General features: G+C 32.5%; 22 protein-coding genes and 1 other annotated feature. Of the genes, 21 read left to right on the top strand and 1 reads right to left on the bottom strand.

All coding sequences use genetic code 11. The features are described from left to right. The first annotated feature begins 6 nt into the window (after positions 1-6). From D9V42_RS00745 to D9V42_RS00725, 5 genes are all read left to right on the top strand, one after another. Positions 7-1272 (top strand): bifunctional folylpolyglutamate synthase/dihydrofolate synthase, encoded by a 1266-nt coding sequence (locus D9V42_RS00745; protein WP_107556312.1) that lies wholly within the window; start codon positions 7-9, stop codon positions 1270-1272. Positions 1273-1516: 244 nt separating this feature from the next. Continuing rightward, entirely contained in the window at positions 1517-2335 is an 819-nt protein-coding gene (locus D9V42_RS00740) for a squalene/phytoene synthase family protein (RefSeq protein WP_122062476.1), read from the top strand. Between the two features lie 288 nt (positions 2336-2623). Then, entirely contained in the window at positions 2624-3331 is a 708-nt protein-coding gene (locus D9V42_RS00735; RefSeq protein WP_122062474.1) for a prepilin peptidase, read from the top strand. After that, positions 3331-4008, top strand: coding sequence for a RadC family protein (gene radC, locus D9V42_RS00730; RefSeq protein ID WP_122062472.1), 678 nt, complete (start codon positions 3331-3333; stop codon positions 4006-4008). Before D9V42_RS00735 ends, radC begins: the two co-directional genes overlap by 1 nt. 156 nt (positions 4009-4164) lie before the next feature. Next, a complete protein-coding gene (locus D9V42_RS00725) occupies positions 4165-4446 on the top strand; it encodes a hypothetical protein (RefSeq protein ID WP_122062470.1) in 282 nt (93 codons plus the stop codon). Positions 4447-4711: 265 nt separating this feature from the next. On the opposite strand, the gene D9V42_RS15380 is transcribed toward D9V42_RS00725, so the two are convergent. Beyond that, positions 4712-4888, bottom strand: a complete 177-nt coding sequence (locus tag D9V42_RS15380) for a hypothetical protein (protein WP_122062468.1) — start codon at positions 4886-4888, stop codon at positions 4712-4714. A gap of 149 nt (positions 4889-5037) precedes the next feature. On the opposite strand from D9V42_RS15380, the gene D9V42_RS00715 reads away from it, so the two are divergent. From D9V42_RS00715 to recJ, 16 genes are all read left to right on the top strand, one after another. Then, the gene (locus tag D9V42_RS00715; protein ID WP_107556420.1) at positions 5038-5496 is read left to right on the top strand and encodes a DUF4930 family protein; all 459 of its coding nucleotides are present in this window, start codon (positions 5038-5040) and stop codon (positions 5494-5496) included. Between the two features lie 70 nt (positions 5497-5566). Then, positions 5567-5722, top strand: a complete 156-nt coding sequence (locus tag D9V42_RS15220; protein WP_017724680.1) for a hypothetical protein — start codon at positions 5567-5569, stop codon at positions 5720-5722. A gap of 658 nt (positions 5723-6380) precedes the next feature. Continuing rightward, positions 6381-7223 carry a rod shape-determining protein MreC gene (mreC, locus tag D9V42_RS00710; RefSeq protein ID WP_122062466.1) on the top strand — a complete coding sequence of 281 codons (843 nt, stop codon included), beginning with the start codon at positions 6381-6383 and terminating at the stop codon, positions 7221-7223. Next, the gene (gene mreD / locus D9V42_RS00705) at positions 7223-7747 is read left to right on the top strand and encodes a rod shape-determining protein MreD (protein ID WP_107555999.1); all 525 of its coding nucleotides are present in this window, start codon (positions 7223-7225) and stop codon (positions 7745-7747) included. The genes mreC and mreD overlap by 1 nt, the downstream gene beginning before the upstream one ends. 29 nt (positions 7748-7776) lie before the next feature. Continuing rightward, positions 7777-7850: a sequence feature (ribosomal protein L21 leader region), on the top strand. A gap of 12 nt (positions 7851-7862) precedes the next feature. Next, positions 7863-8171 carry a 50S ribosomal protein L21 gene (rplU, locus tag D9V42_RS00700; protein ID WP_017724677.1) on the top strand — a complete coding sequence of 103 codons (309 nt, stop codon included), beginning with the start codon at positions 7863-7865 and terminating at the stop codon, positions 8169-8171. A 2-nt stretch (positions 8172-8173) separates the two neighbouring features. Continuing rightward, positions 8174-8494: a ribosomal-processing cysteine protease Prp gene (locus D9V42_RS00695; RefSeq protein ID WP_026113597.1), complete on the top strand. Its 321-nt coding sequence runs from the start codon at positions 8174-8176 to the stop codon at positions 8492-8494. 12 nt (positions 8495-8506) lie between these two features. After that, entirely contained in the window at positions 8507-8791 is a 285-nt protein-coding gene (gene rpmA, locus D9V42_RS00690) for a 50S ribosomal protein L27 (protein WP_017724675.1), read from the top strand. Positions 8792-8922: 131 nt separating this feature from the next. Further along, positions 8923-10218, top strand: coding sequence for a GTPase ObgE (obgE, locus tag D9V42_RS00685; protein WP_107530513.1), 1296 nt, complete (start codon positions 8923-8925; stop codon positions 10216-10218). Positions 10219-10230: 12 nt separating this feature from the next. Then, complete coding sequence (locus tag D9V42_RS00680) at positions 10231-10686, top strand: ACT domain-containing protein (protein ID WP_017724673.1); 456 nt, start codon at positions 10231-10233, stop codon at positions 10684-10686. A gap of 12 nt (positions 10687-10698) precedes the next feature. After that, positions 10699-11301, top strand: coding sequence for a Holliday junction branch migration protein RuvA (gene ruvA, locus D9V42_RS00675; protein WP_107556002.1), 603 nt, complete (start codon positions 10699-10701; stop codon positions 11299-11301). A gap of 31 nt (positions 11302-11332) precedes the next feature. Further along, positions 11333-12337, top strand: coding sequence for a Holliday junction branch migration DNA helicase RuvB (ruvB, locus tag D9V42_RS00670; RefSeq protein ID WP_107530510.1), 1005 nt, complete (start codon positions 11333-11335; stop codon positions 12335-12337). Between the two features lie 2 nt (positions 12338-12339). Beyond that, complete coding sequence (gene queA / locus D9V42_RS00665; RefSeq protein WP_122062463.1) at positions 12340-13365, top strand: tRNA preQ1(34) S-adenosylmethionine ribosyltransferase-isomerase QueA; 1026 nt, start codon at positions 12340-12342, stop codon at positions 13363-13365. 20 nt (positions 13366-13385) lie between these two features. Further along, on the top strand, positions 13386-14525 hold the full coding sequence (tgt, locus tag D9V42_RS00660; RefSeq protein ID WP_122062461.1) for a tRNA guanosine(34) transglycosylase Tgt: 1140 nt from the start codon (positions 13386-13388) through the stop codon (positions 14523-14525). 18 nt (positions 14526-14543) lie between these two features. Beyond that, positions 14544-14804: a preprotein translocase subunit YajC gene (gene yajC, locus D9V42_RS00655; protein WP_039068310.1), complete on the top strand. Its 261-nt coding sequence runs from the start codon at positions 14544-14546 to the stop codon at positions 14802-14804. A gap of 408 nt (positions 14805-15212) precedes the next feature. Next, positions 15213-17489 carry a protein translocase subunit SecDF gene (gene secDF, locus D9V42_RS00650; protein ID WP_122062459.1) on the top strand — a complete coding sequence of 759 codons (2277 nt, stop codon included), beginning with the start codon at positions 15213-15215 and terminating at the stop codon, positions 17487-17489. Between the two features lie 232 nt (positions 17490-17721). After that, complete coding sequence (gene recJ, locus D9V42_RS00645; protein ID WP_122062457.1) at positions 17722-20001, top strand: single-stranded-DNA-specific exonuclease RecJ; 2280 nt, start codon at positions 17722-17724, stop codon at positions 19999-20001. Positions 20002-20005: the final 4 nt, after the last annotated feature.

The raw sequence follows: 20005 nt of genomic DNA, 5'->3' as shown, positions 1-20005 counted from the left end.
CTTAAGATGAATTACCTAGACAGCTTATATTGGATACATGAACGAACTAAATTTGGCATTAAACCAGGCGTAAAACGTATGGAATGGATGTTGGATAGACTAAATAATCCTCAATTTAATATAAACGGTATTCATGTTGGTGGCACAAATGGCAAAGGGTCCACGGTGTCGTATCTACGTTCAGCACTTGTTGATAACGGATATGATGTGGGGACTTTCACATCGCCCTTTATTGAAACATTCAACGAACGTATTAGTTTGAATGGCCTGCCAATAAGTGATGATGATATTGTTAAATTAGTTCAAAGAGTAAAACCAGTAAGCGAAGCCTTAGAAGTGGAAACTGACCTTGGAACTGCAACCGAATTTGAGATTATTACAACGATGATGTTTTTATATTTTGGTGAAATCCACCCAGTTGACTTTGTAATTGTTGAAGCGGGATTAGGTATTAAAAATGATTCTACTAATGTTTTTAAACCAATCTTATCTATATTGACAAGTATAGGTTTAGACCATACTGATATATTGGGTGATACGTATGTAGATATTGCAAAAGACAAAGGTGCGATTGTAAAACCAAACACACCTATCATTTATGCTGTAAAAAACGAAGAAGCGCTTAAAGTTATTCGTGATTATGTTGAACAACAAAATGCTGAAGGTATTGAGTTGGATAGAGATATTAGTGTTATCTCCGAAGATGAAGAATTCACTTATCGCTATAAAGATTATGAACTTGAAACGCTTTTATTAAATATGTTAGGTGAACATCAAAAAGAGAACGCCGCGTTAGCAATTACCGCACTTATAGAATTAAATGAGTCAGATATCGTTGATTTAGATTTCAATAAAATGATTGATGGTATTGAGTCGGTGAGTTGGACTGGTCGAATAGAACAAGTGAAAGAACGTCCTTTGATGATTGTCGATGGCGCACATAACGTTGAAAGTGTGGAAGCACTAATAAGTACGATGAAAAATTATTATCACACTGAAAATATTGATATTTTATTTTCTGCAATCAAAGGCAAACCTTTAAATGCTATGGTGGATCAACTTAAAACAATTGCTTCTACATTCTATATAACAGATTTTGATTTTCCGAAAGCTTTAACAAAAGAAGCGATTTTTGACGAAGTTCGATTTGAACAAAAAGCACTCGTTGATGATTATGTGAAGTTTATTGAATCATATGAAGGTGACGGTTTAATCATTACTGGAAGCTTGTACTTTATAAGTGAAGTAAAAGCTAAAGTTGATTTTAGTTAAATATATATTTACTAAATAAGCGAACGGTTCGATAGTTTATTGGATCATTCGCTTATTTTTGTTTTAAATAAAAGAAACGTGGTATCTACATATAGTTCTAATAAAGAGTGAAAAGTTAGTTTGAAAACCTGGGGTTTGTCAATTTTTTGACGAGTCTATTTTGATTAAACTAGGTAACAAGCATTTCCTATTTTATTTTGTGATTATATGATAATATTTAAAAAAGGGGAGGTATTAGATTAAAATGACTGAAAAGAAATTCCCAAAAGATGCAATGCGTGTTTTAAAAGAAACAAGTCGTACTTTTTATATTCCGATAACTTTCTTAGAAAAAGAGTTAAAACATACGGTAGCATCTGCTTATTTAGTATTAAGAGCAATTGATGAAATTGAAGATCATGAGGAATTGGATAACGATTTAAAACATTCAATACTGATGCAAGTGAGTGAGTTATTTAAAGCACCTTTTGATGAAGCAAAATACATGCAAATTCTTGAACCAGTGAAGGATAAAATGCCTGAAGTCACTTTAAGACTAGGTGAGTGGATAGAAGCTTGTCCTAATAAGACAGTAACAATTGTATTAGATGCTTCTAGCGAAATGGCATTCGGTATGGCAAAATGGGCGAAAGCAAACTGGGATATCCATACCAAGGATGATTTAGATGATTATACATATTATGTAGCGGGACTTGTCGGCGTCATGCTCTCGCAATTGTGGGACTTATGTGCAAATGTTAAAACAGATAGAGAATTGGCAATTGGATACGGACGAGGCTTGCAAGCTGTTAACATTCTTAGAAATGAACAAGAAGATTTAGCAGAACGTGGTGTAAGTTTTGTACCGGATGATTGGACACGCGATGATTTGTTTAAATATGCTGAAGATAATTTAGCTAAAGCAGATGCATATATGAAAGATATTAATAAAAAAACCATTTTACTATTTTGTCGTTTACCATTAGCACTGGCTCATAAATCACTTAAGGCAATGAAAAATGGTAGAGAGAAGATATCCAGAAAAGAAGTTGAAGAAACTGTCGATGAAATTCAAAAAGATTAGATGCTAAAATTCTTTTTTGAATGATTTGTTTTTATTAATGTTACAAAATCAAAACCATTAGCAACTATATACATATAAAACCAGCTCACTTTATTGTTGAGCTGGTTTTATTATTCTAAAATGTAATCCATAAACGAAATCATGTGTGATGATAACGCACAATCAACAAACCGAATTATACACAAAATTTGGTTTGCTGATTGTGCACTATTGAAATTATTTCAATAGTGTTATTTTTCTTATGGGTGTTATGTATTGATGCTATAATATTTATTAGGAGGTGAAGTGTTGATAACGCTGCTTTTAATTTGTCCTATATTATTTAGTTTTTTATATCAGCTATGTTTTGTAGAAAACCTGAAATTAAGATATCTCACAACCCGTTCAAGATGTGATTATTGTCGCAAACAAATAACTATGATAGAAACAATCCCAATTTTAAGTTTTATTTTTTTAAAAGGCACTTCAAGATGCTGTAATCGCAGAATTAGTGTTTTTTATCTGTTTGGGGAGTTGCTTTCTTTGGCTCCTGTATTTTATCTGCTTTATTTACCTCACAAACTAATGATTGATCATACTACTTTAATATTAATTTATTTATTCCTTCTCACCTTTTCTATATTTGATATTAAGACGTACACAGTTCCTTTGCATGTGGTAGTCGTATTTGCTATTTGCATTTGTTTTATCACTCCAATACATATCATGTCATTTTTTTGCGTCACAAGCTTGCTTCATATATTCTATTTACTATTTCATCATGCCATTGGCTATGGAGATATAATTATCTTTTCTTTGCTAGCTTTAGCTTTATCATCTTCAGAGTTTTTAATCACACTTTTGTTTACATTTATCTGTGGTGGTGTTTTTGCTTTGCTCGTGTTACTTGTTTCGCGTAATGAAAGAGCAAGAATTCCACTGATACCTTTTATTTATATTGCATTTAATATCATGCTATTAACATCTCAAAATTTAAACTTTGGAGGTTTTTCATAATGAAAATAAAAGAACTTGCCAATAATCAGAAACCTAGAGAAAGGTTGTTAAACAACGGACCTGCTCATTTATCTGATGGTGAATTACTAGCCATTTTAATTAATACAGGTAGAAAAGGGTTTTCAAGTTTAGATATAGCTAATGAATTGTTAAAGTCAGTAGAAAGTTTAAAACAGTTAAAGGCATTATCCATCAATGATTTAAATAAAGTAAAGGGAATTGGTTTGTATAAAGCATTGATTCTAAAAGCTGCGTTTGAGCTAGGGGAACGTATGCATTCGGGTAGTTTAGATGAGAAAATACAAATTACTAGTCCTCAAGATGTTGCTAATTTTATGATGGGGAAAATGGAGCATTTAACTCAGGAAAAGTTTATTGTGTTATTTCTTAATTCTAAGAATGTGGTTATTAAACAGAAAACAATATTTATTGGGACTTTAAATTCATCAATTGTTCATCCTCGAGAAATATTTAGCGAAGCGATAAAATGCGCAAGTAATGCAATTGTTGTGCTTCACAATCATCCATCAGGTGATACTACGCCGTCCAAAGAAGATATTAGCGCAACTAATAGATTAAGAGAATGTGGAGAAATTTTAGGGATAGATTTACTAGACCATATTATTATTGGAGATCATACTTATATGAGTATGGTAGAGGACGGCTATTTTGATTAAACATGATATACAAAGTTGCTCACATAAACTTACATCATTACATAGAAGGATTATCGCATTATTCCATTTTTATTGTATGCTTTAAAATTAATTTTGGCTTTCTGTGCTCGCTCAGGTACGGTATAATCAAGTTGATAATTAAGGAGGCGTTATCAAGTGGGAACGATATTATTGATTGGTTTGTTACTGCCGGTAGTTTATTTAATGCAATTAGTTAAAAATAAAAAGCCTATTGATTTTAATAGTACTAAAAAAACAGTAATCATTTCTATTGTAGGGGTCTTATTAACTACTATGCTATTCTTTGTTTTTAGTACGAATCATACAACTTTTTGGCTATACTTAATTGGTGCATTGATTATCGCGGTTATTTGGGCGCTATTGTTGTGTGCTTGTTATTATTTTTATCAAGTGTTATCAAATAATGTTAAAAAATAACTATAATGTTTGTGAAACGTTAGTTTTTATATTAAGGTTAGAAAATATCTTTGGTTATGAAACAAGTTTGATATACTAACTTCCATAGTTGTAACTATAGTTGAATGTTAAAAAAGACGAAGCAAAGCATCTATTTTTGATGCCTTGCTTCGTCTGAACAATCAAATTATAATACTACAAGTATATTTAAGTAATATTATAGTCTACTACTGGAATAATCTAAATCTGTGATAACATACATAGATTGTGTTATTTATATTCTAATTTATATAAAACTAAAGTAATTATTGGAGTTTTCCATTATCCAAAGAATACCTTGATAACCTAGATATATACATAATACGATAATTCCAACGTATATTAAAAATCTTAAAATTGATAAACCTACTCTAAATAATAATATAACTAAGAGGGCAAGTAGGATTATAGATATAATACTCATATTATATTTCACTCCCTTTGTATACCATTGTACTATGAAAAAAGCATGTATGCATCGGTCTATCGTTAACTTTTGAATACTACTGCAGACTGATGATATTTAATTTTATGGATTTTATAATATAGGGTGAAATTATGGGAGGGTGGTTCATGCGGTTTATATTTAGTATTATTAAAAACTTTATAGCTATTATAGCAATTATAATCATTGTATTCTTCGCGTTGAAATATGCGCCGTTTTTAAAAGACCAGCAATGGAACCCAGTACATAATAATGAGCCACCTACAAGCAACACGCAATCAGAAGGTGATTTAACAGGTGGTCAACGTTATTCTGTAGAAGACAATGATATTTTAAAAAATGTCCCTCGCAGTCAGGCTAAAAATGTATTTGATTGGATAGATAAGAAAGAATTTATGTCTGTATCGGGTATTGGTAGAATGGGATATAGCGATAAATATCTGGCAGGCCAACGCGGTGATGAATTTATAATTTATAAATTTGGTTCAGACTCCATTCGTGTTTATAAAACAGAAATAGAGATGGAACAAGACCTAAATCAACTTGGGGAGCATATCGAACTACAGCCACCATCTAATTACGAGTAAGTGGTTTGAATTCTAAGCTAAAATGCGTTAGCCTTATATAAGTAAAAACGTAAAAGGTTGGTGTCTAAATATGAGTGAACAGTCTAAAGATAAAAAAGTAGATGAACAAGCAAAAGCACAAAATCTATTCGCACGTTGGCGTAAAGAAGAAACTTTATATAAAGAAGACGAAAAAGAAGCTGAAAAATCTGCTGAAACAGAAAAAAACGACGCAGAAGAAAAATAATTATATTTTTGCTAAAACAAATGGATATTTAATTATTTCCAAGACATAACTTTATTTGAATCGAAACTGAAATTTAAAATTTTAGCGGACATTTAATGACTTGATGATAACAAGTCTAAATTTAAAGTTTGTAATAATCGAAAACACGATTTCCATTCTAGTACTGTTGTAAAAATTATACTAAAAAGCTGAGACATGATTATTTCATGTGTCAGCTTTTTTCTTTTATACAAAACGTAAAAATATAAAAAGTTGATGATAAATTAAACTTAAACTGCTCTAGTGATAAACGCAAGAGGATATAAATGGTAGAAAATATAATCAAAATTATTGTTTAGCTAGCCTGTTTGTCTTATCTCAGTAATTTTTCTTTATTTGTTTAAAATATAGTTAACTTATATACATAATTTTGAATTTAAAAAAATGGTGATTTCAAGACTTTAATGCACTATTTACTTTGAAACTTGTTATAATATAAAGTAACACTACATTTTATGTTTTAAAGTAGAGTCTCAGCAATTTCTATTCTAGCTTTAGTAAATTAAATGAGTGGCTAGAATTTAATTTGTGAATAATAAGGTTACTACTTTATTTCGATCTACGAGTAATATAAAATGATATCAAGTAGTAAAATAGTCGGGTAATAGAGGTGTTTAGGTTGTCAAAGTTTTTTAAAAACAACAAGTTGATTGTTATTTTATGTGCAATCATTGTATTTATTGCCTTAATTGGTGTATCTTTACGTTCGCAGTCACAATCACCAGTAGAACAATACGTAGGAGATTCAGTTGCATTCGGTCAAAAGGCAGTGAGTTATCCTGTTCATTTCGTAACAGGTTCAATCAATAACCTTTTTGCAAAAGATAGTTCAAAAGAGCAACAAAGCAAGGTTAAACAATTAGAAGCTGAAAACGAAAGACTGAAATCAGAAAACAAAAAGTATAAAAAAGAATTGGATATAGAAGATATATCTAAATTCGAACCAATTTCTAGTACCATATTATCTAGAAATCCAGATCAATGGATGAATACACTAGTCATTAACCAAGGTGCTAAAGATGGTATAAAAAATAATATGGCTGTGATGACTTCAGAAGGATTAGTAGGTCGAATCTCTAAAGTAAATCAATTTTCATCACAAGTTGATTTAATTTCAACAAACACACGTGCTAACCGTTTATCAGTAAATATTCAACATGAGGATGAAAATGTATTTGGATTAATCGATCATTATGATTCTAAAAATGAAGAACTTATTATTACTGATATTAATAATAAAGATAGTGTGAAAAAAGGAGATAAAGTTGTTACAAGTGGTTTAGCTGATCAATTACCAAGTAGTATATACATAGGTGAAGTTTCAAAAGTAGAAAATGATGAATATGGCTTATCAAAAGAGGTTAGAGTGAAAACAGCTGCTAATTTATCAGATTTAAATCATGTATATGTAGCTAAAAGAGATCCTAAAACAATACCAGATAATGAAAGTGGTGATAATTAATGCGTGCGTTATACTACTTTCTTATCGGTATTGTATTATTTTATATTGATACTGCAATTGGGTTAATTATACCAATGCAAATTGGCACGAAAGACATCATTTTTGTCCCACACTTGACTCTAATGTATTTACTCATAATATGTGTTCACAGAAGTTTTGGTGTAGCCATTATATTATCTACGGTGTTAGGCCTAATTACAGATTTATATTTTGGTAGTTTTTATGGCTTGTATTTATTTGGTTATATATTGTTTGTTGTAATACAAGACTTTTTCTTCAAAACATTTTATAGAGACGATACAATGTTATTTTTTGTAGTTTTATTAAGTACAATTTTCTTAGAAATTTACGTAGCTATTATATATAGTATATTGGGATTGATAGCATTTAATTTATTTGACTTTGTGTTGTATAGATTAATACCTACATTGGTACTTAATTTTATATTACTTATTATTTTCTATCCGATTATTACTAAATTCTTTAGAAAAGTACAATTGAAGATTGACAGTAAGAAAGCCTAATGCTAAAATGCAGTAGTTGAGTAGTTTTTAGCTACATACAACCGCTCGGATTTAGGTTAAAGAACATGTATGTCACCTAAATTTGGCGTGACTTAAATTATAGGAGGTGCAAAGTATGTTTGCTATTATTGAAACAGGTGGAAAACAAGTTAAAGTAGAAGAAGGACAAGAAATCTTTGTTGAGAAATTAGATGTTAACGAAGGTGACTCTTTCACATTTGACAAAGTATTATTCGTAGGTGGAGACGCAGTTAAAGTTGGTGCGCCAACTGTTGAAGGTGCTTCAGTTACTGCTACTGTTAAGAAACAAGGTCGCGGTAAGAAAATCACTGTATTCACATATAAACGTCGTAAGGACTCAAAACGTAAAAAAGGTCATCGTCAACCTTACACTAAATTAACAATCGACAAAATCAACGCATAATTATGATTACTGTTGATGTTACATTGAACGATGTCGGTCAAATCACTGATGTTATCATGGATGGCCATGCAGAACATGGCGAGTATGGACATGATATAGTTTGTGCAGGTGCATCCGCAGTGCTTTTCGGAAGTGTTAATGCTATAATGGGATTAACAAATGAGAAGCCCGATATTGATTACAATGATGACGGTGGACATTTCCATATTAGAAGTGTTGATACTTCTAATGAACAAGCGCAATTAATTCTTCAAGCAATGTTAGTTTCGTTGCAAACAATTGAAGAAGAATATAAAGAAAATATCAGATTAAACTATAAGTGAGGTGCAATCATAATGTTAAAATTAAATTTACAGTTCTTCTCATCTAAAAAAGGACTTGGTTCTACAAAAAACGGACGTGACTCAGTTTCTAAACGTTTAGGAGCTAAACGTGCTGATGGTCAACACGTTACAGGTGGTTCAATCTTATTCCGCCAACGTGGTACAAAAATTTATCCTGGTGAAAATGTAGGTCGTGGTGGCGACGATACATTATTCGCTAAAATCGACGGCGTGGTTAAATTTGAACGCAAAGGTCGCGACAAAAAACAAGTTTCTGTTTACGCAGCAGCTGAGTAATTTGTCATCGTTAACACCAGAAGTGATCACTTCTGGTGTTTATTTTTTGTCTTTATTTTCTAGTTAATGAGATAATGATATAATATACAGAATGATATAAAGAATAAAATTTAAGAAAAAGAGGTGAAATCATGTTTGTCGATCAAGTTAAAATATCACTTAAAGCAGGTGATGGCGGTAACGGTATAACAGCATATCGTAGAGAGAAATATGTTCCATTCGGTGGTCCAGCCGGCGGTGACGGTGGTGATGGTGCATCTATTATATTTGAAGTGGATGAAGGTTTGAGAACATTATTAGATTTTAGATACCAAACGCATTTCAAGGCTAAAAGAGGCGATGCCGGTCAAAGTAGTAATATGCATGGTAAAAATGCTGAGGAACTCGTATTAAAAGTTCCACCTGGTACGATTATTAAAAGTGTTGAAACAGAAGAGGTTTTAGCTGATTTAGTTGAAAATGGTCAACGTGCAGTAGTGGCGAAAGGTGGTCGAGGCGGTCGAGGAAATTCACGTTTCGCATCTCCTAGAAACCCAGCACCAGATTTCAGTGAAAATGGTGAACCTGGTGAAGAAATTGATGTTACGTTAGAATTAAAATTACTAGCGGATGTTGGTTTAGTAGGTTTCCCAAGTGTAGGTAAATCTACTTTATTATCTATTGTATCAAAAGCTAAACCTAAGATAGGTGCATACCATTTTACAACAATTAAACCTAATCTTGGTGTGGTTTCTACGAAAGATCAAAGAAGTTTTGTAATGGCAGACTTACCAGGATTAATAGAAGGTGCGTCTGAAGGTGTAGGATTAGGACATCAATTTTTAAAACACGTTGAACGTACAAAAGTAATAGTTCATATGGTGGATATGAGTGGCTCTGAGGGTCGTGATCCTTATGAAGATTACAAAGTTATCAATGAGGAATTAAATGCCTACGAACATCGTTTAGAGGAGCGACCTCAAATTGTGGTTGCTAATAAAATGGATATGCCTAACGCAGAAGAAAATTTAGAAGCATTTAAAGAAGCTTTGAATGATGATTCTGTGCACATTATCCCACTTTCAACATTTATGCATGACCATATTGATGAACTGCTTTATGCTATAGCAGACAAATTAGAAGAAGTAAAAGATATTGACTTTAGTAAAGATGAAGAAGAAGATTTAGGTGTTAATAGAGTGATTTACAAACATACACCTAGTCAAGATAAATTCACAATTACACGCGATGATGATGCTGCATACGTTGTAAGCGGTAAAGCAATCGAAAGAATGTTCAAAATGACTGACTTTAATAGTGACCCTGCAGTACGTAGATTTGCGCGTCAAATGCGTTCTATGGGTATTGATGAAGCATTGAGAGCACGCGGATGTAAAAATGGAGATATTGTTAGAATCCTTGGTGGAGAATTTGAATTCGTTGAATAGGAGTGCTTGAAAATGGACAAAAAAGATTATAAAAAGTTTTACTTAATTCGCGAGGATGTATTACCAGAATCTGTTGTAAAAACCTTGAAAATTAAAGAAGTTTTAAAAAATGATCCGTCACTGTCCATATTTGAAGCAGTTAAACAATTCGATTTATCAAGAAGTGCTTTTTATAAATATAGAGATACAATATTCCCTATTGATGAAAAAATGGAGTCTACACGTGAATTCACATTAATATTATATGTGAATGATATCGTAGGGATGTTGGCAGAAGTTTTAAATACTTTATCAAGTTTAAGTTTGTCAGTATTAACTATTCATCAAAGTATACCAATGGAAAGTAGAGCAACGATTACACTTTCATTAGACGCTAAAGGTACAAATTTAGAAATTGATGATGTTATGGAAGCGTTGCGAGTTATTGATCACGTTTCTAAAGTAGAATTAATTAGTATGACTATATAAGGAAGTGTAACTATGTATGCATATATAAAGGGGACGTTAGCAGTTTTGAACCCTACACACGTGGTTGTAGAAGCCTCAGGTGTAGGGTACGAAATTCAAACGCCCAATTCTTACCGTTTTCAAAAATTTATGGACCAAGAGGTTGTCATTCATACGTCATTAATAGTTAGAGAAGATGCTCAACTTCTTTATGGTTTCATAAATCAAGAAGAAAAAGACATGTTTTTAAGCTTAATTAAAGTAACTGGAATTGGACCGAAATCTGCGTTAGCTATATTAGCTAGTAGTTCGCCTAATGAGGTTAAGATAGCTATAGAGAACGAAAATGATGCCTATTTAACAAAGTTCCCTGGTATTGGTAAAAAAACAGCACGTCAAATCGTATTAGATCTTAAAGGTAAAGTTCAAATAAATGAAGTAGATAGTAGTCAAATATTAAATGTTGAAGCTTCACTTAGTGATAATACACCGATTATTAAAGAAGCGCTCTTAGCATTGGAAGCGTTAGGGTACTCAAAACGAGAGCTAACAAAAGTGGAGAAAGCATTAGCAAAAGACTCATTCGAATCTGTAGATGATGCAGTTAAAAAAGGATTGCAATTATTGATATCATAATTGGAAATAATATTTTAAAGGGGTGTAATCAATGGACGATAGAATGGTAGATCAATCTATGCATGATGAGGAATCTTCATTTGAATTTTCATTGCGACCGACTAAATTACGTCAGTACATAGGTCAATCAACAATTAAATCGAATTTAGAGGTGTTTATAAAAGCAGCTAAAATTAGACAAGAACCATTAGACCATGTGCTATTATTCGGTCCCCCTGGATTAGGTAAAACGACTTTGTCTAACATTATTGCAAATGAAATGGATGTTAATATTAGAACAATTTCCGGACCTTCAATAGAAAGGCCAGGAGATTTAGCTGCAATTCTGTCTAGTTTACAACCTGGTGATGTTTTATTTATAGACGAAATTCATAGACTAAGTAGTGTTGTAGAAGAAGTTTTGTACCCAGCTATGGAAGATTTCTTTCTAGATATTGTTATAGGCAAAGGTGAAGAAGCGCGTAGTATACGTATAGACTTGCCACCATTCACTTTAATTGGTGCGACGACTCGTGCTGGCAGCTTGACGGCCCCATTGCGAGACAGGTTTGGTGTGCATCTCAGATTAGAATATTATAAAGAACATGAATTGAAAGAAATTATTGTGCGTACTGCAGAAGTGCTTGGTACCTCAATTGATGACGAAAGTGCTATAGAATTAGCGAAACGTAGTCGTGGTACGCCTAGGGTAGCCAATAGATTGTTAAAACGAGTTCGTGATTTTCAACAAGTCAATGATGACGAATTAATCTGTATTGAAACCACGAAAGCATCATTGCAATTGCTACAAGTTGATGATGAAGGATTGGATTATATTGATCATAAAATGATGAACTGTATTTTGGAGCAATATAAAGGTGGACCTGTTGGGCTAGATACAATTGCCGTTTCGATTGGTGAAGAACGGGTTACAATTGAAGATGTTTATGAACCTTTTTTAATTCAGAAGGGTTTTATCGAACGCACGCCCCGTGGTCGTAAAGCGACACCTTATGCATTTGAGCATTTTAGTAAGAAGAATGAAAAGAGGGAATAAGTTTGGATATTGAAGCATTTGATTATCATTTGCCTGAATCATTAATTGCACAAACACCTCTGAAAAACAGAGATGAAAGTAGATTGCTAATTCTTGGCAGACAATCTGGTAATATTGAACATCAACACTTTAAAGATGTTATTGATTATTTAGAAAGTGGGGACACCCTTGTATTAAACGATACAAGAGTAATGCCTGCAAGGCTATTCGGTTTAAAAGAAGAAACTGGTGCAAAAGTAGAAATGTTGATGCTTACTCAAATAGAGGGTAATGATTGGGAAGTGTTACTAAAACCAGCTAAAAGAATTAAAGTAGGCAACAGATTAACTTTCGGTGAAGGTAAAATTGTAGCCGAGTGCATAAAAGAGCTTGATCAAGGTGGTCGTATTATGAGACTGCATTATGATGGTATCTTACAAGAACGTTTAGATGAATTAGGTGAAATGCCTTTACCTCCTTATATTAAGGAACGTTTAGATGATCAAGATCGCTATCAAACTGTATATGCAAAAGCATCGGGTTCTGCAGCGGCACCGACAGCTGGCCTCCATTTTACAGATGAATTATTAGCCAATATTAGAGATAAAGGTATTAATATTGCATTTATCACATTACATGTAGGACTAGGCACATTTAGACCGGTTAGCGTTGATAATATAGATGACCATGAGATGCATAGTGAATACTATCAAATGGATCGAGAAACTGCGGAGCTATTAAATAACACGAAAGAAAGTGGCCACCGTATTATATCGGTTGGTACAACATCTACAAGAACATTAGAAACAATTATGCAATCAAATGATAAATTTGTAGCACAAAGTGGATGGACAGATATATTTATCTTCCCAGGATTTACTTTTAAAGCAATTGATGGATTGATTACTAATTTCCATTTGCCGAAATCTACACTTGTAATGTTAGTTTCAGCTTTTAGTTCGAGAGATAATATTTTAAACGCTTATAATCAAGCAGTTTCTTCAGAATATAGATTCTTTAGCTTTGGAGATGCAATGTTAATTATTTAGAGAATGAAAGGAGCGTTTATATGCCAGCAGTAACGTATGAGCATATTAAAACTTGTAAACAATCTGGTGCGAGATTAGGTATCGTACACACGCCTCATGGCTCTTTTGAAACACCAATGTTTATGCCTGTTGGAACAAAGGCAACAGTTAAAACGATGAGTCCAGAAGAATTAAATCAAATGGAAGCAAAAATCATTCTAGGAAACACATATCATTTGTGGTTACAACCTGGAAATGATATCATCAAAAAGAGTGGGGGATTACACCAGTTTATGAACTGGAACGGTCCAATACTGACTGACTCTGGTGGTTTTCAAGTATTTAGTTTAAGTAATTTGAGGAAAATTAGTGAAAAAGGTGTAGAGTTCCGTCATCATACGAATGGTTCGAAATTGTTTTTGAGCCCAGAAAAGGCTATGGAGATACAAAATGATTTAGGTTCTGATATCATGATGGCTTTTGATGAATGTCCACCTATGCCTGCTGAATATAAATATGTGAAAGACTCCATTGAAAGAACAACAAGATGGGCAGAACGTTGCCTCAAAGCACATAAAAGACCTGACGATCAAGCCTTGTTTGGAATTATACAAGGCGGAGAATATAAAGATCTAAGAAAACAAAGCGCTGAAGAATTAGTTGCTTTAGATTTTCCGGGGTACGCAATTGGTGGTTTGTCTGTAGGCGAACCTAAACCAGTTATGTATGATATGGTAAAGCATACCGAACAATTTATGCCGAAAGATAAACCGCGTTATTTAATGGGTGTGGGTTCACCAGATGCATTAATAGAATGTAGCATCAGAGGTATGGATATGTTTGATTGTGTGTTGCCAACACGAATTGCACGTAATGGTACTTGTATGACATCTCATGGCCGTGTGACTATTAAAAATGCTAAGTATGCAGAAGATTTAGGTCCGCTTGATGAAAACTGTGATTGTTATACTTGTAAAAATTATAGTAGAGCATACATAAGACATTTAATAAAAGCAGAAGAAACTTTTGGTATCCGTCTTACTACTTATCATAATTTACATTTCTTGCTTAAATTAATGGAAAATATCCGACAAGCAATTCGTGAAGATCGACTTCTTGATTTTAAAGAAGAATTCTTTGAACAGTATGGACTGAATGTTGAAAACCCAAAAAACTTTTAAAAAGGGAGAAATAAAATAATGCAATTTACTTCATTGATATTACCAATTTTATTATTAGTATTAATGTGGTTCTTCTTAATTAGACCACAACAGAAAAAGGCTAAAGAGCATCGTGAAATGATTAGCCAAATTACTTCTGGCCAACGTGTAACAACTATCGGCGGTATCAAAGGTACTGTACGCAGTGTTGATGAAACGACAGTTGTATTAACTTTAAATGGTAATGGTACTGAAATCACTTTAGAAAAACCTGCTATCAAACAAGTTGATCCTTCATAATAAATAATGTATTGATACATGGGAGTGTATTAATTTTGAAAAAAACAAGCCTTAGGGGATAATACGCCTAAGGCTTGTTTTTTTATTTTATTCTAATTAAATATGTAAAATAAATGTCGCAACTTTATTTACTTAAAGGTCATTTTATTCAGGTCATGTTATACTTTAAAATATATCTTAAGCATCATATGCCTATTATCTTTAAAACATTTATACCTACTAGGTCCGATGATTGTAACGCTTACAATTAAATTTTCTCACAATATTTAATAGAGTTAGTTTTTACAGAGGATGTAATATGTTAAGATATATAGGTCGTTCAGATAATTTAGCGTAGTTTAATAAAACTTGCAATAATTGATATTAGAAGCGTATTCTTAAAATATAAGCTTAGAATGAGGTGTTCAAGTGAAGAAAAGTAATCGAATAGTTGCGTTTATATTACTTGTAGTGCTCCTGTTTGCAGGCATGGGCCTCACGTATAAGAGCGTAGTTAAGGATGTTAATCTTGGTCTTGATTTGCAAGGTGGATTTGAAGTCTTATACCAAGTAGATCCTTTACAAAAAGGTGATAAAATAGACGATAAAGCGGTGAAAGCTACGGCTAAAACGCTTGAAAATCGTGTAAACGTCTTAGGGGTTTCGGAACCTAAGATACAAGTAGAAGATAAAAATAGAATTCGCGTACAACTTGCCGGTGTTAAAAACCAATCACAAGCACGTGAGATATTATCTTCTCAAGCGAATTTAACAATTCGTGACGCTGATGATAATGTCAAACTAACTGGTAAAGATATCCAGCAAGGTTCTGCAAAACAAGAATTTAAACAAAACACAAATCAACCAGCGGTTACATTTAAATTGAAAGATAGTGCTAAATTTAAAAAAGTAACTGAAGAAATTTCTAAAAAAGATGAAAATGTAATGGTCGTATGGCTAGATCATGAAAAAGGTGACACTTATCATAAAGAAATGAATAAGAAAGATCCTAAGTATGTTTCTGCAGCTTCAGTTGATCAACCAATAAACTCTGATAGTGTTGAAATTTCAGGTGGTTTTAATGGTGAAGAAGGCGTAGAAAAAGCAAAACAAATTGCAGATTTACTAAATTCTGGTTCACTGCCAGTTGATTTGAATGAAATATATTCAAATTCTGTAGGCGCTCAATTTGGTCAAGATGCTTTAGATAAAACGGTATTTGCTGCTGCAATCGGTATTGCTGTTATTTATCTATTCATGTTAGGATTTTATCGTTTACCTGGTTTAGTAGCTATTATTGCGTTAACAGCATATATTTACTTAACGTTATTAGCATTTAACTTTATTTCTGGCGTATTAACACTCCCTGGACTAGCAGCCTTAGTACTAGGTGTTGGTATGGCTGTTGATGCTAATATAATCATGTATGAACGGATAAAAGATGAACTGAAGATTGGACGTACGCTTAAACAGGCATATAAAAAAGCGAATAAGAGCTCTTTCTTAACTATCGTAGATGCCCAGTTAACAACAGTAATTGCTGCTGCTGTATTATTCTTCTTTGGTGAAAGTTCAGTTAAAGGTTTCGCTACAATGCTATTATTAGGTATTTTAATGATATTTGTAACAGCCGTATTCCTATCAAGATGGTTGTTAACTTTACTTGTATCATCTAATTACTTTAAAAAATCAAATTGGCTGTTCGGTGTAAGTAAGAAAAATATTCATGATATTAATGATAAAAAAGAAGTTCATGATTTGAAAACACCATATGAACGTATTGACTTTATGAAACTTGCTAAACCATTGCTAGGACTAAGTGTAGTTATAATCGCCGTAGGTGCAATTATTTTATTTGTATTTAAGTTAAACTTAGGTATTGATTTCACAAGTGGTACTCGGGTTGACTTTGAATCAGATAATAAAGTCACTGAAACTAAGGTTAAAAATACTTTAGAAGATAATGATTTTAAACCTAACCAAGTATCTTTAGGTGAAAATGGTAAAACAGCAACGGTTCAATTCAAAAAAGATTTATCTAAAGATGAAGTATCTAAAATACAGGATACGATAGATGACCAATTTGGTCACAAACCAACTGTCAATACGGTTTCACCAGTAATAGGTCAAGAACTCGCTAAAAATGCTATGCTCGCATTACTATATGCTGCAATTGGTATTATCATCTATATTACATTTAGATTCGAATGGCGCATGGGACTTTCATCTGTGCTCGCATTATTACATGATGCATTTATTATTGTTGCAGTGTTCAGTTTATTTAGATTAGAAGTAGATATTACATTTATAGCAGCTGTGTTAACTATTATTGGTTATTCAATAAATGACACAATTGTGACATTTGATAGAGTTAGAGAAAACTTACACAAAGTAAAAGTGATAACTAAGAAATCTCAAATTGATGATATCGTTAACAGATCGATTCGTCAGACAATGACACGTTCTATAAATACAGTACTAACTGTAGTTATCGTTGTTATTGCATTATTGTTACTTGGCGCTCCAAGTATCTTTAATTTCTCACTAGCATTATTAATCGGATTGATTACAGGCGTATTTTCTTCTGTATTTATCGCAGTACCGCTTTGGGGTATTATGAAGAAACGTCAACTTAAAAAATCTGATGATAATAAACTTGTAGTTTATAAAGAGAAAAAATCAAATGACGAAAAAATCTTAGTATAACTTCATATTAAATTTCAAAAGACCACAATTTTTGCAAATGCATTAATTGTGGTCTTTATCTGTTTAATTGTTATGAAAACACATTAATTGATTTGTTATAAAATAGTGAATTTATAACAGTATATGACGACTTTATTATCAAATAGTCGATTCAATCAATTCTATAAAAGAAACTACTTTTTATTTTGGTATATCTTTTGTATAATGACTTGTGGAAATGAGGGAGAATAGTATGATTAAATCAAAATATACTTGGGACGTTAATTTACCAGAATATGAAATTGCAGAAGCAGATTCTTCGGATTTAAAACTAACTCCTATTGTAAAAAAAATCCTAGAGAGTAAAGGATTAACAAATAAAGACACAATTAATAATCTCCTTAACGGTACACCTGAAATGCATGATCCGATGTTGATGAGTGATATGGATAAAGCAATAGCAAGAATTAATTTAGCGATAGATCAAAATCAAAAGATTTTAGTTTATGGTGATTACGATGCAGATGGTGTTACGTCTACGACAATTTTAGTGAATACACTAAAGGAATTAGGGGCACATGTAGGTTGGTACATACCGAATCGTTTTTCTGAAGGCTATGGACCCAATGAAATGGCTTTTAAAAATGCATATGAAGAAGGTATCTCATTAATCATTACTGTCGATAACGGTATTCAAGGCCATGATGAAATACAAATGGTGCAAGATTTAGGTGTGGATGTAATAGTAACCGACCACCATGAAATTGGTCGTACAATACCAAACGCATATGCAATTGTTCATCCTATGCACCCAGAATTTGATTATCCATTTAAGTATTTATGTGGCGCAGGTGTGGCATATAAATTGGCACAAAAATTATTGGATGAACCTCCAGCATATTTCTTAGGCTTAGTTGCGATTGGAACAGTAGCAGATTTAGTATCATTGACAAATGAAAATAGAGCATTAGTTCAAAAAGGATTGGCAGTATTAAACGATCATTGCCCACCATCTATTAAAGCTATATTAAGTCAAGCGGGTTATAGTGATAGTATTACGGAAGAAACAATTGGTTTTATTATAGGTCCAAGATTAAATGCGGTAGGTAGACTTGAAGACGCAGGACTTGCTGCAGAATTATTAATGACTGATTCAGATGAGGAAGCAGAATTTCTTGCAGAACAAGTAGAATTTTTTAATCAAGAACGAAAAGACATCGTAGCTCAAATTACTGAAGAGGCATTAGCAGCAGCGGAAATTCAAGTTAAGCAAGGAGCGAAATTTTTACTTTTAGCTCAGGCTGACTGGCATGAGGGTGTATTAGGCATCGTAGCTTCTAAAATCGTAGAAACATATAGTCTACCAACTCTAATTTTAAATATAGATGAAGGGCAAGATCATGCTAAAGGTTCTGCACGTAGTATTGAGCAAGTGTCTATGTTTGAAATTTTGAATGCGCACACAGATTTAATAACAAAATTTGGTGGGCACCATATGGCTGCAGGTATTACTATGCCTATTGAAAATATTGATTCGTTACGCAATGGTTTAAATGATTGGATGGAACAACTAGCAAGCACAACTTCATTGGAACCACGTAAAAAAGTTGACGTGAAAATAGATGAATCTGATATTACGATTAAAAATATTCAAGATATACAAAGGTTACGTCCGTTCGGTACAGATTTTTCTAGCCCGTGTTTTGAATTAGAAGATATTACAGTTAATCAAAGTAAAGCAATTGGTCAAGACAGTAAGCATTTAAAATTAGTTATGGGAGACAGTAAATTACAAGCTATATTTTGGCAACATGGTCACTTAGTTAAGGAATTGGGTGAACAGCAACCAATTAATGTAATAGGAACATTACAAATTAATGAATGGAACGGCTTCCAATCGCCTCAATTTATGATACAAGATTTAGCTAGTAATAATTTACAGATTTTAGACTATAGAAGTAAACGTAATATTAGTAGTTTTGAACAAGGCAATAAGGATGTCGCATATTTAATCCATAAGAAGAATGAAAAATTAGGAGATAATTATTATTATTATGGAGAAACAATTCAACAACCATACGATAAGTATGTATTTCGTGATTTACCAACGTCTATTCAAGAAATTAAAGACACACTAAAAACGGTGAATGTTTCACAAATTTATTTAGTTTTAAATCATGAGCAATCAATATACTTTGAAGGTATGCCAAAAATAGAAACATTCAAAAATTGCTTTAAAGCATTAGCAACGAAACGTGAAACCAATTTAGCTAATGACGGCATGCAATTATGCAAGTTTTTAAATATACAACCGAGTATGCTTAAATTTATCTTAAAAGTTTTTCTCGATTTAGAGTTTATAAAAGAGGAAAATGGTATAATTAAGATGAACAGTGTTTCCACAAAGAGAGAGATTGAATCCAGTAAATACTACCAAGGTCGACTAAATAGAATAGAAGTTGAAAAAGTTCTATTATACGATGACTTTAGTAACTTAAAGAAATGGATTAAATCAGAGCTGATAGATAAATAGGAGG

The organism is Staphylococcus pseudoxylosus, assembly GCF_003697915.1.
GTDB lineage: Bacteria > Bacillota > Bacilli > Staphylococcales > Staphylococcaceae > Staphylococcus > Staphylococcus pseudoxylosus.
The sequence above is the reverse complement of the archived record's forward strand: the minus strand, read 5'-3'. Positions and strand labels throughout refer to the sequence as shown.

Excerpts from the sequence above, each read along its gene's own strand:
- D9V42_RS00715 (WP_107556420.1), top strand. The coding sequence starts at position 5,038 with ATGCGGTTTATATTTAGTATTATTAAAAACTTTATAGCTATTATAGCA.
- D9V42_RS00745 (WP_107556312.1), top strand. The coding sequence starts at position 7 with ATGAATTACCTAGACAGCTTATATTGGATACATGAACGAACTAAATTT.
- recJ (WP_122062457.1), top strand. The coding sequence starts at position 17,722 with ATGATTAAATCAAAATATACTTGGGACGTTAATTTACCAGAATATGAA.
- ruvB (WP_107530510.1), top strand. The coding sequence starts at position 11,333 with ATGGACGATAGAATGGTAGATCAATCTATGCATGATGAGGAATCTTCA.
- obgE (WP_107530513.1), top strand. The coding sequence starts at position 8,923 with ATGTTTGTCGATCAAGTTAAAATATCACTTAAAGCAGGTGATGGCGGT.
- tgt (WP_122062461.1), top strand. The coding sequence starts at position 13,386 with ATGCCAGCAGTAACGTATGAGCATATTAAAACTTGTAAACAATCTGGT.
- rplU (WP_017724677.1), top strand. The coding sequence starts at position 7,863 with ATGTTTGCTATTATTGAAACAGGTGGAAAACAAGTTAAAGTAGAAGAA.
- radC (WP_122062472.1), top strand. The coding sequence starts at position 3,331 with ATGAAAATAAAAGAACTTGCCAATAATCAGAAACCTAGAGAAAGGTTG.
- rpmA (WP_017724675.1), top strand. The coding sequence starts at position 8,507 with ATGTTAAAATTAAATTTACAGTTCTTCTCATCTAAAAAAGGACTTGGT.
- yajC (WP_039068310.1), top strand. The coding sequence starts at position 14,544 with ATGCAATTTACTTCATTGATATTACCAATTTTATTATTAGTATTAATG.
- D9V42_RS00740 (WP_122062476.1), top strand. The coding sequence starts at position 1,517 with ATGACTGAAAAGAAATTCCCAAAAGATGCAATGCGTGTTTTAAAAGAA.
- D9V42_RS00680 (WP_017724673.1), top strand. The coding sequence starts at position 10,231 with ATGGACAAAAAAGATTATAAAAAGTTTTACTTAATTCGCGAGGATGTA.
- D9V42_RS15220 (WP_017724680.1), top strand. The coding sequence starts at position 5,567 with ATGAGTGAACAGTCTAAAGATAAAAAAGTAGATGAACAAGCAAAAGCA.
- D9V42_RS15380 (WP_122062468.1), bottom strand. The coding sequence starts at position 4,888 with ATGAGTATTATATCTATAATCCTACTTGCCCTCTTAGTTATATTATTA.
- ruvA (WP_107556002.1), top strand. The coding sequence starts at position 10,699 with ATGTATGCATATATAAAGGGGACGTTAGCAGTTTTGAACCCTACACAC.
- D9V42_RS00695 (WP_026113597.1), top strand. The coding sequence starts at position 8,174 with ATGATTACTGTTGATGTTACATTGAACGATGTCGGTCAAATCACTGAT.
- mreD (WP_107555999.1), top strand. The coding sequence starts at position 7,223 with ATGCGTGCGTTATACTACTTTCTTATCGGTATTGTATTATTTTATATT.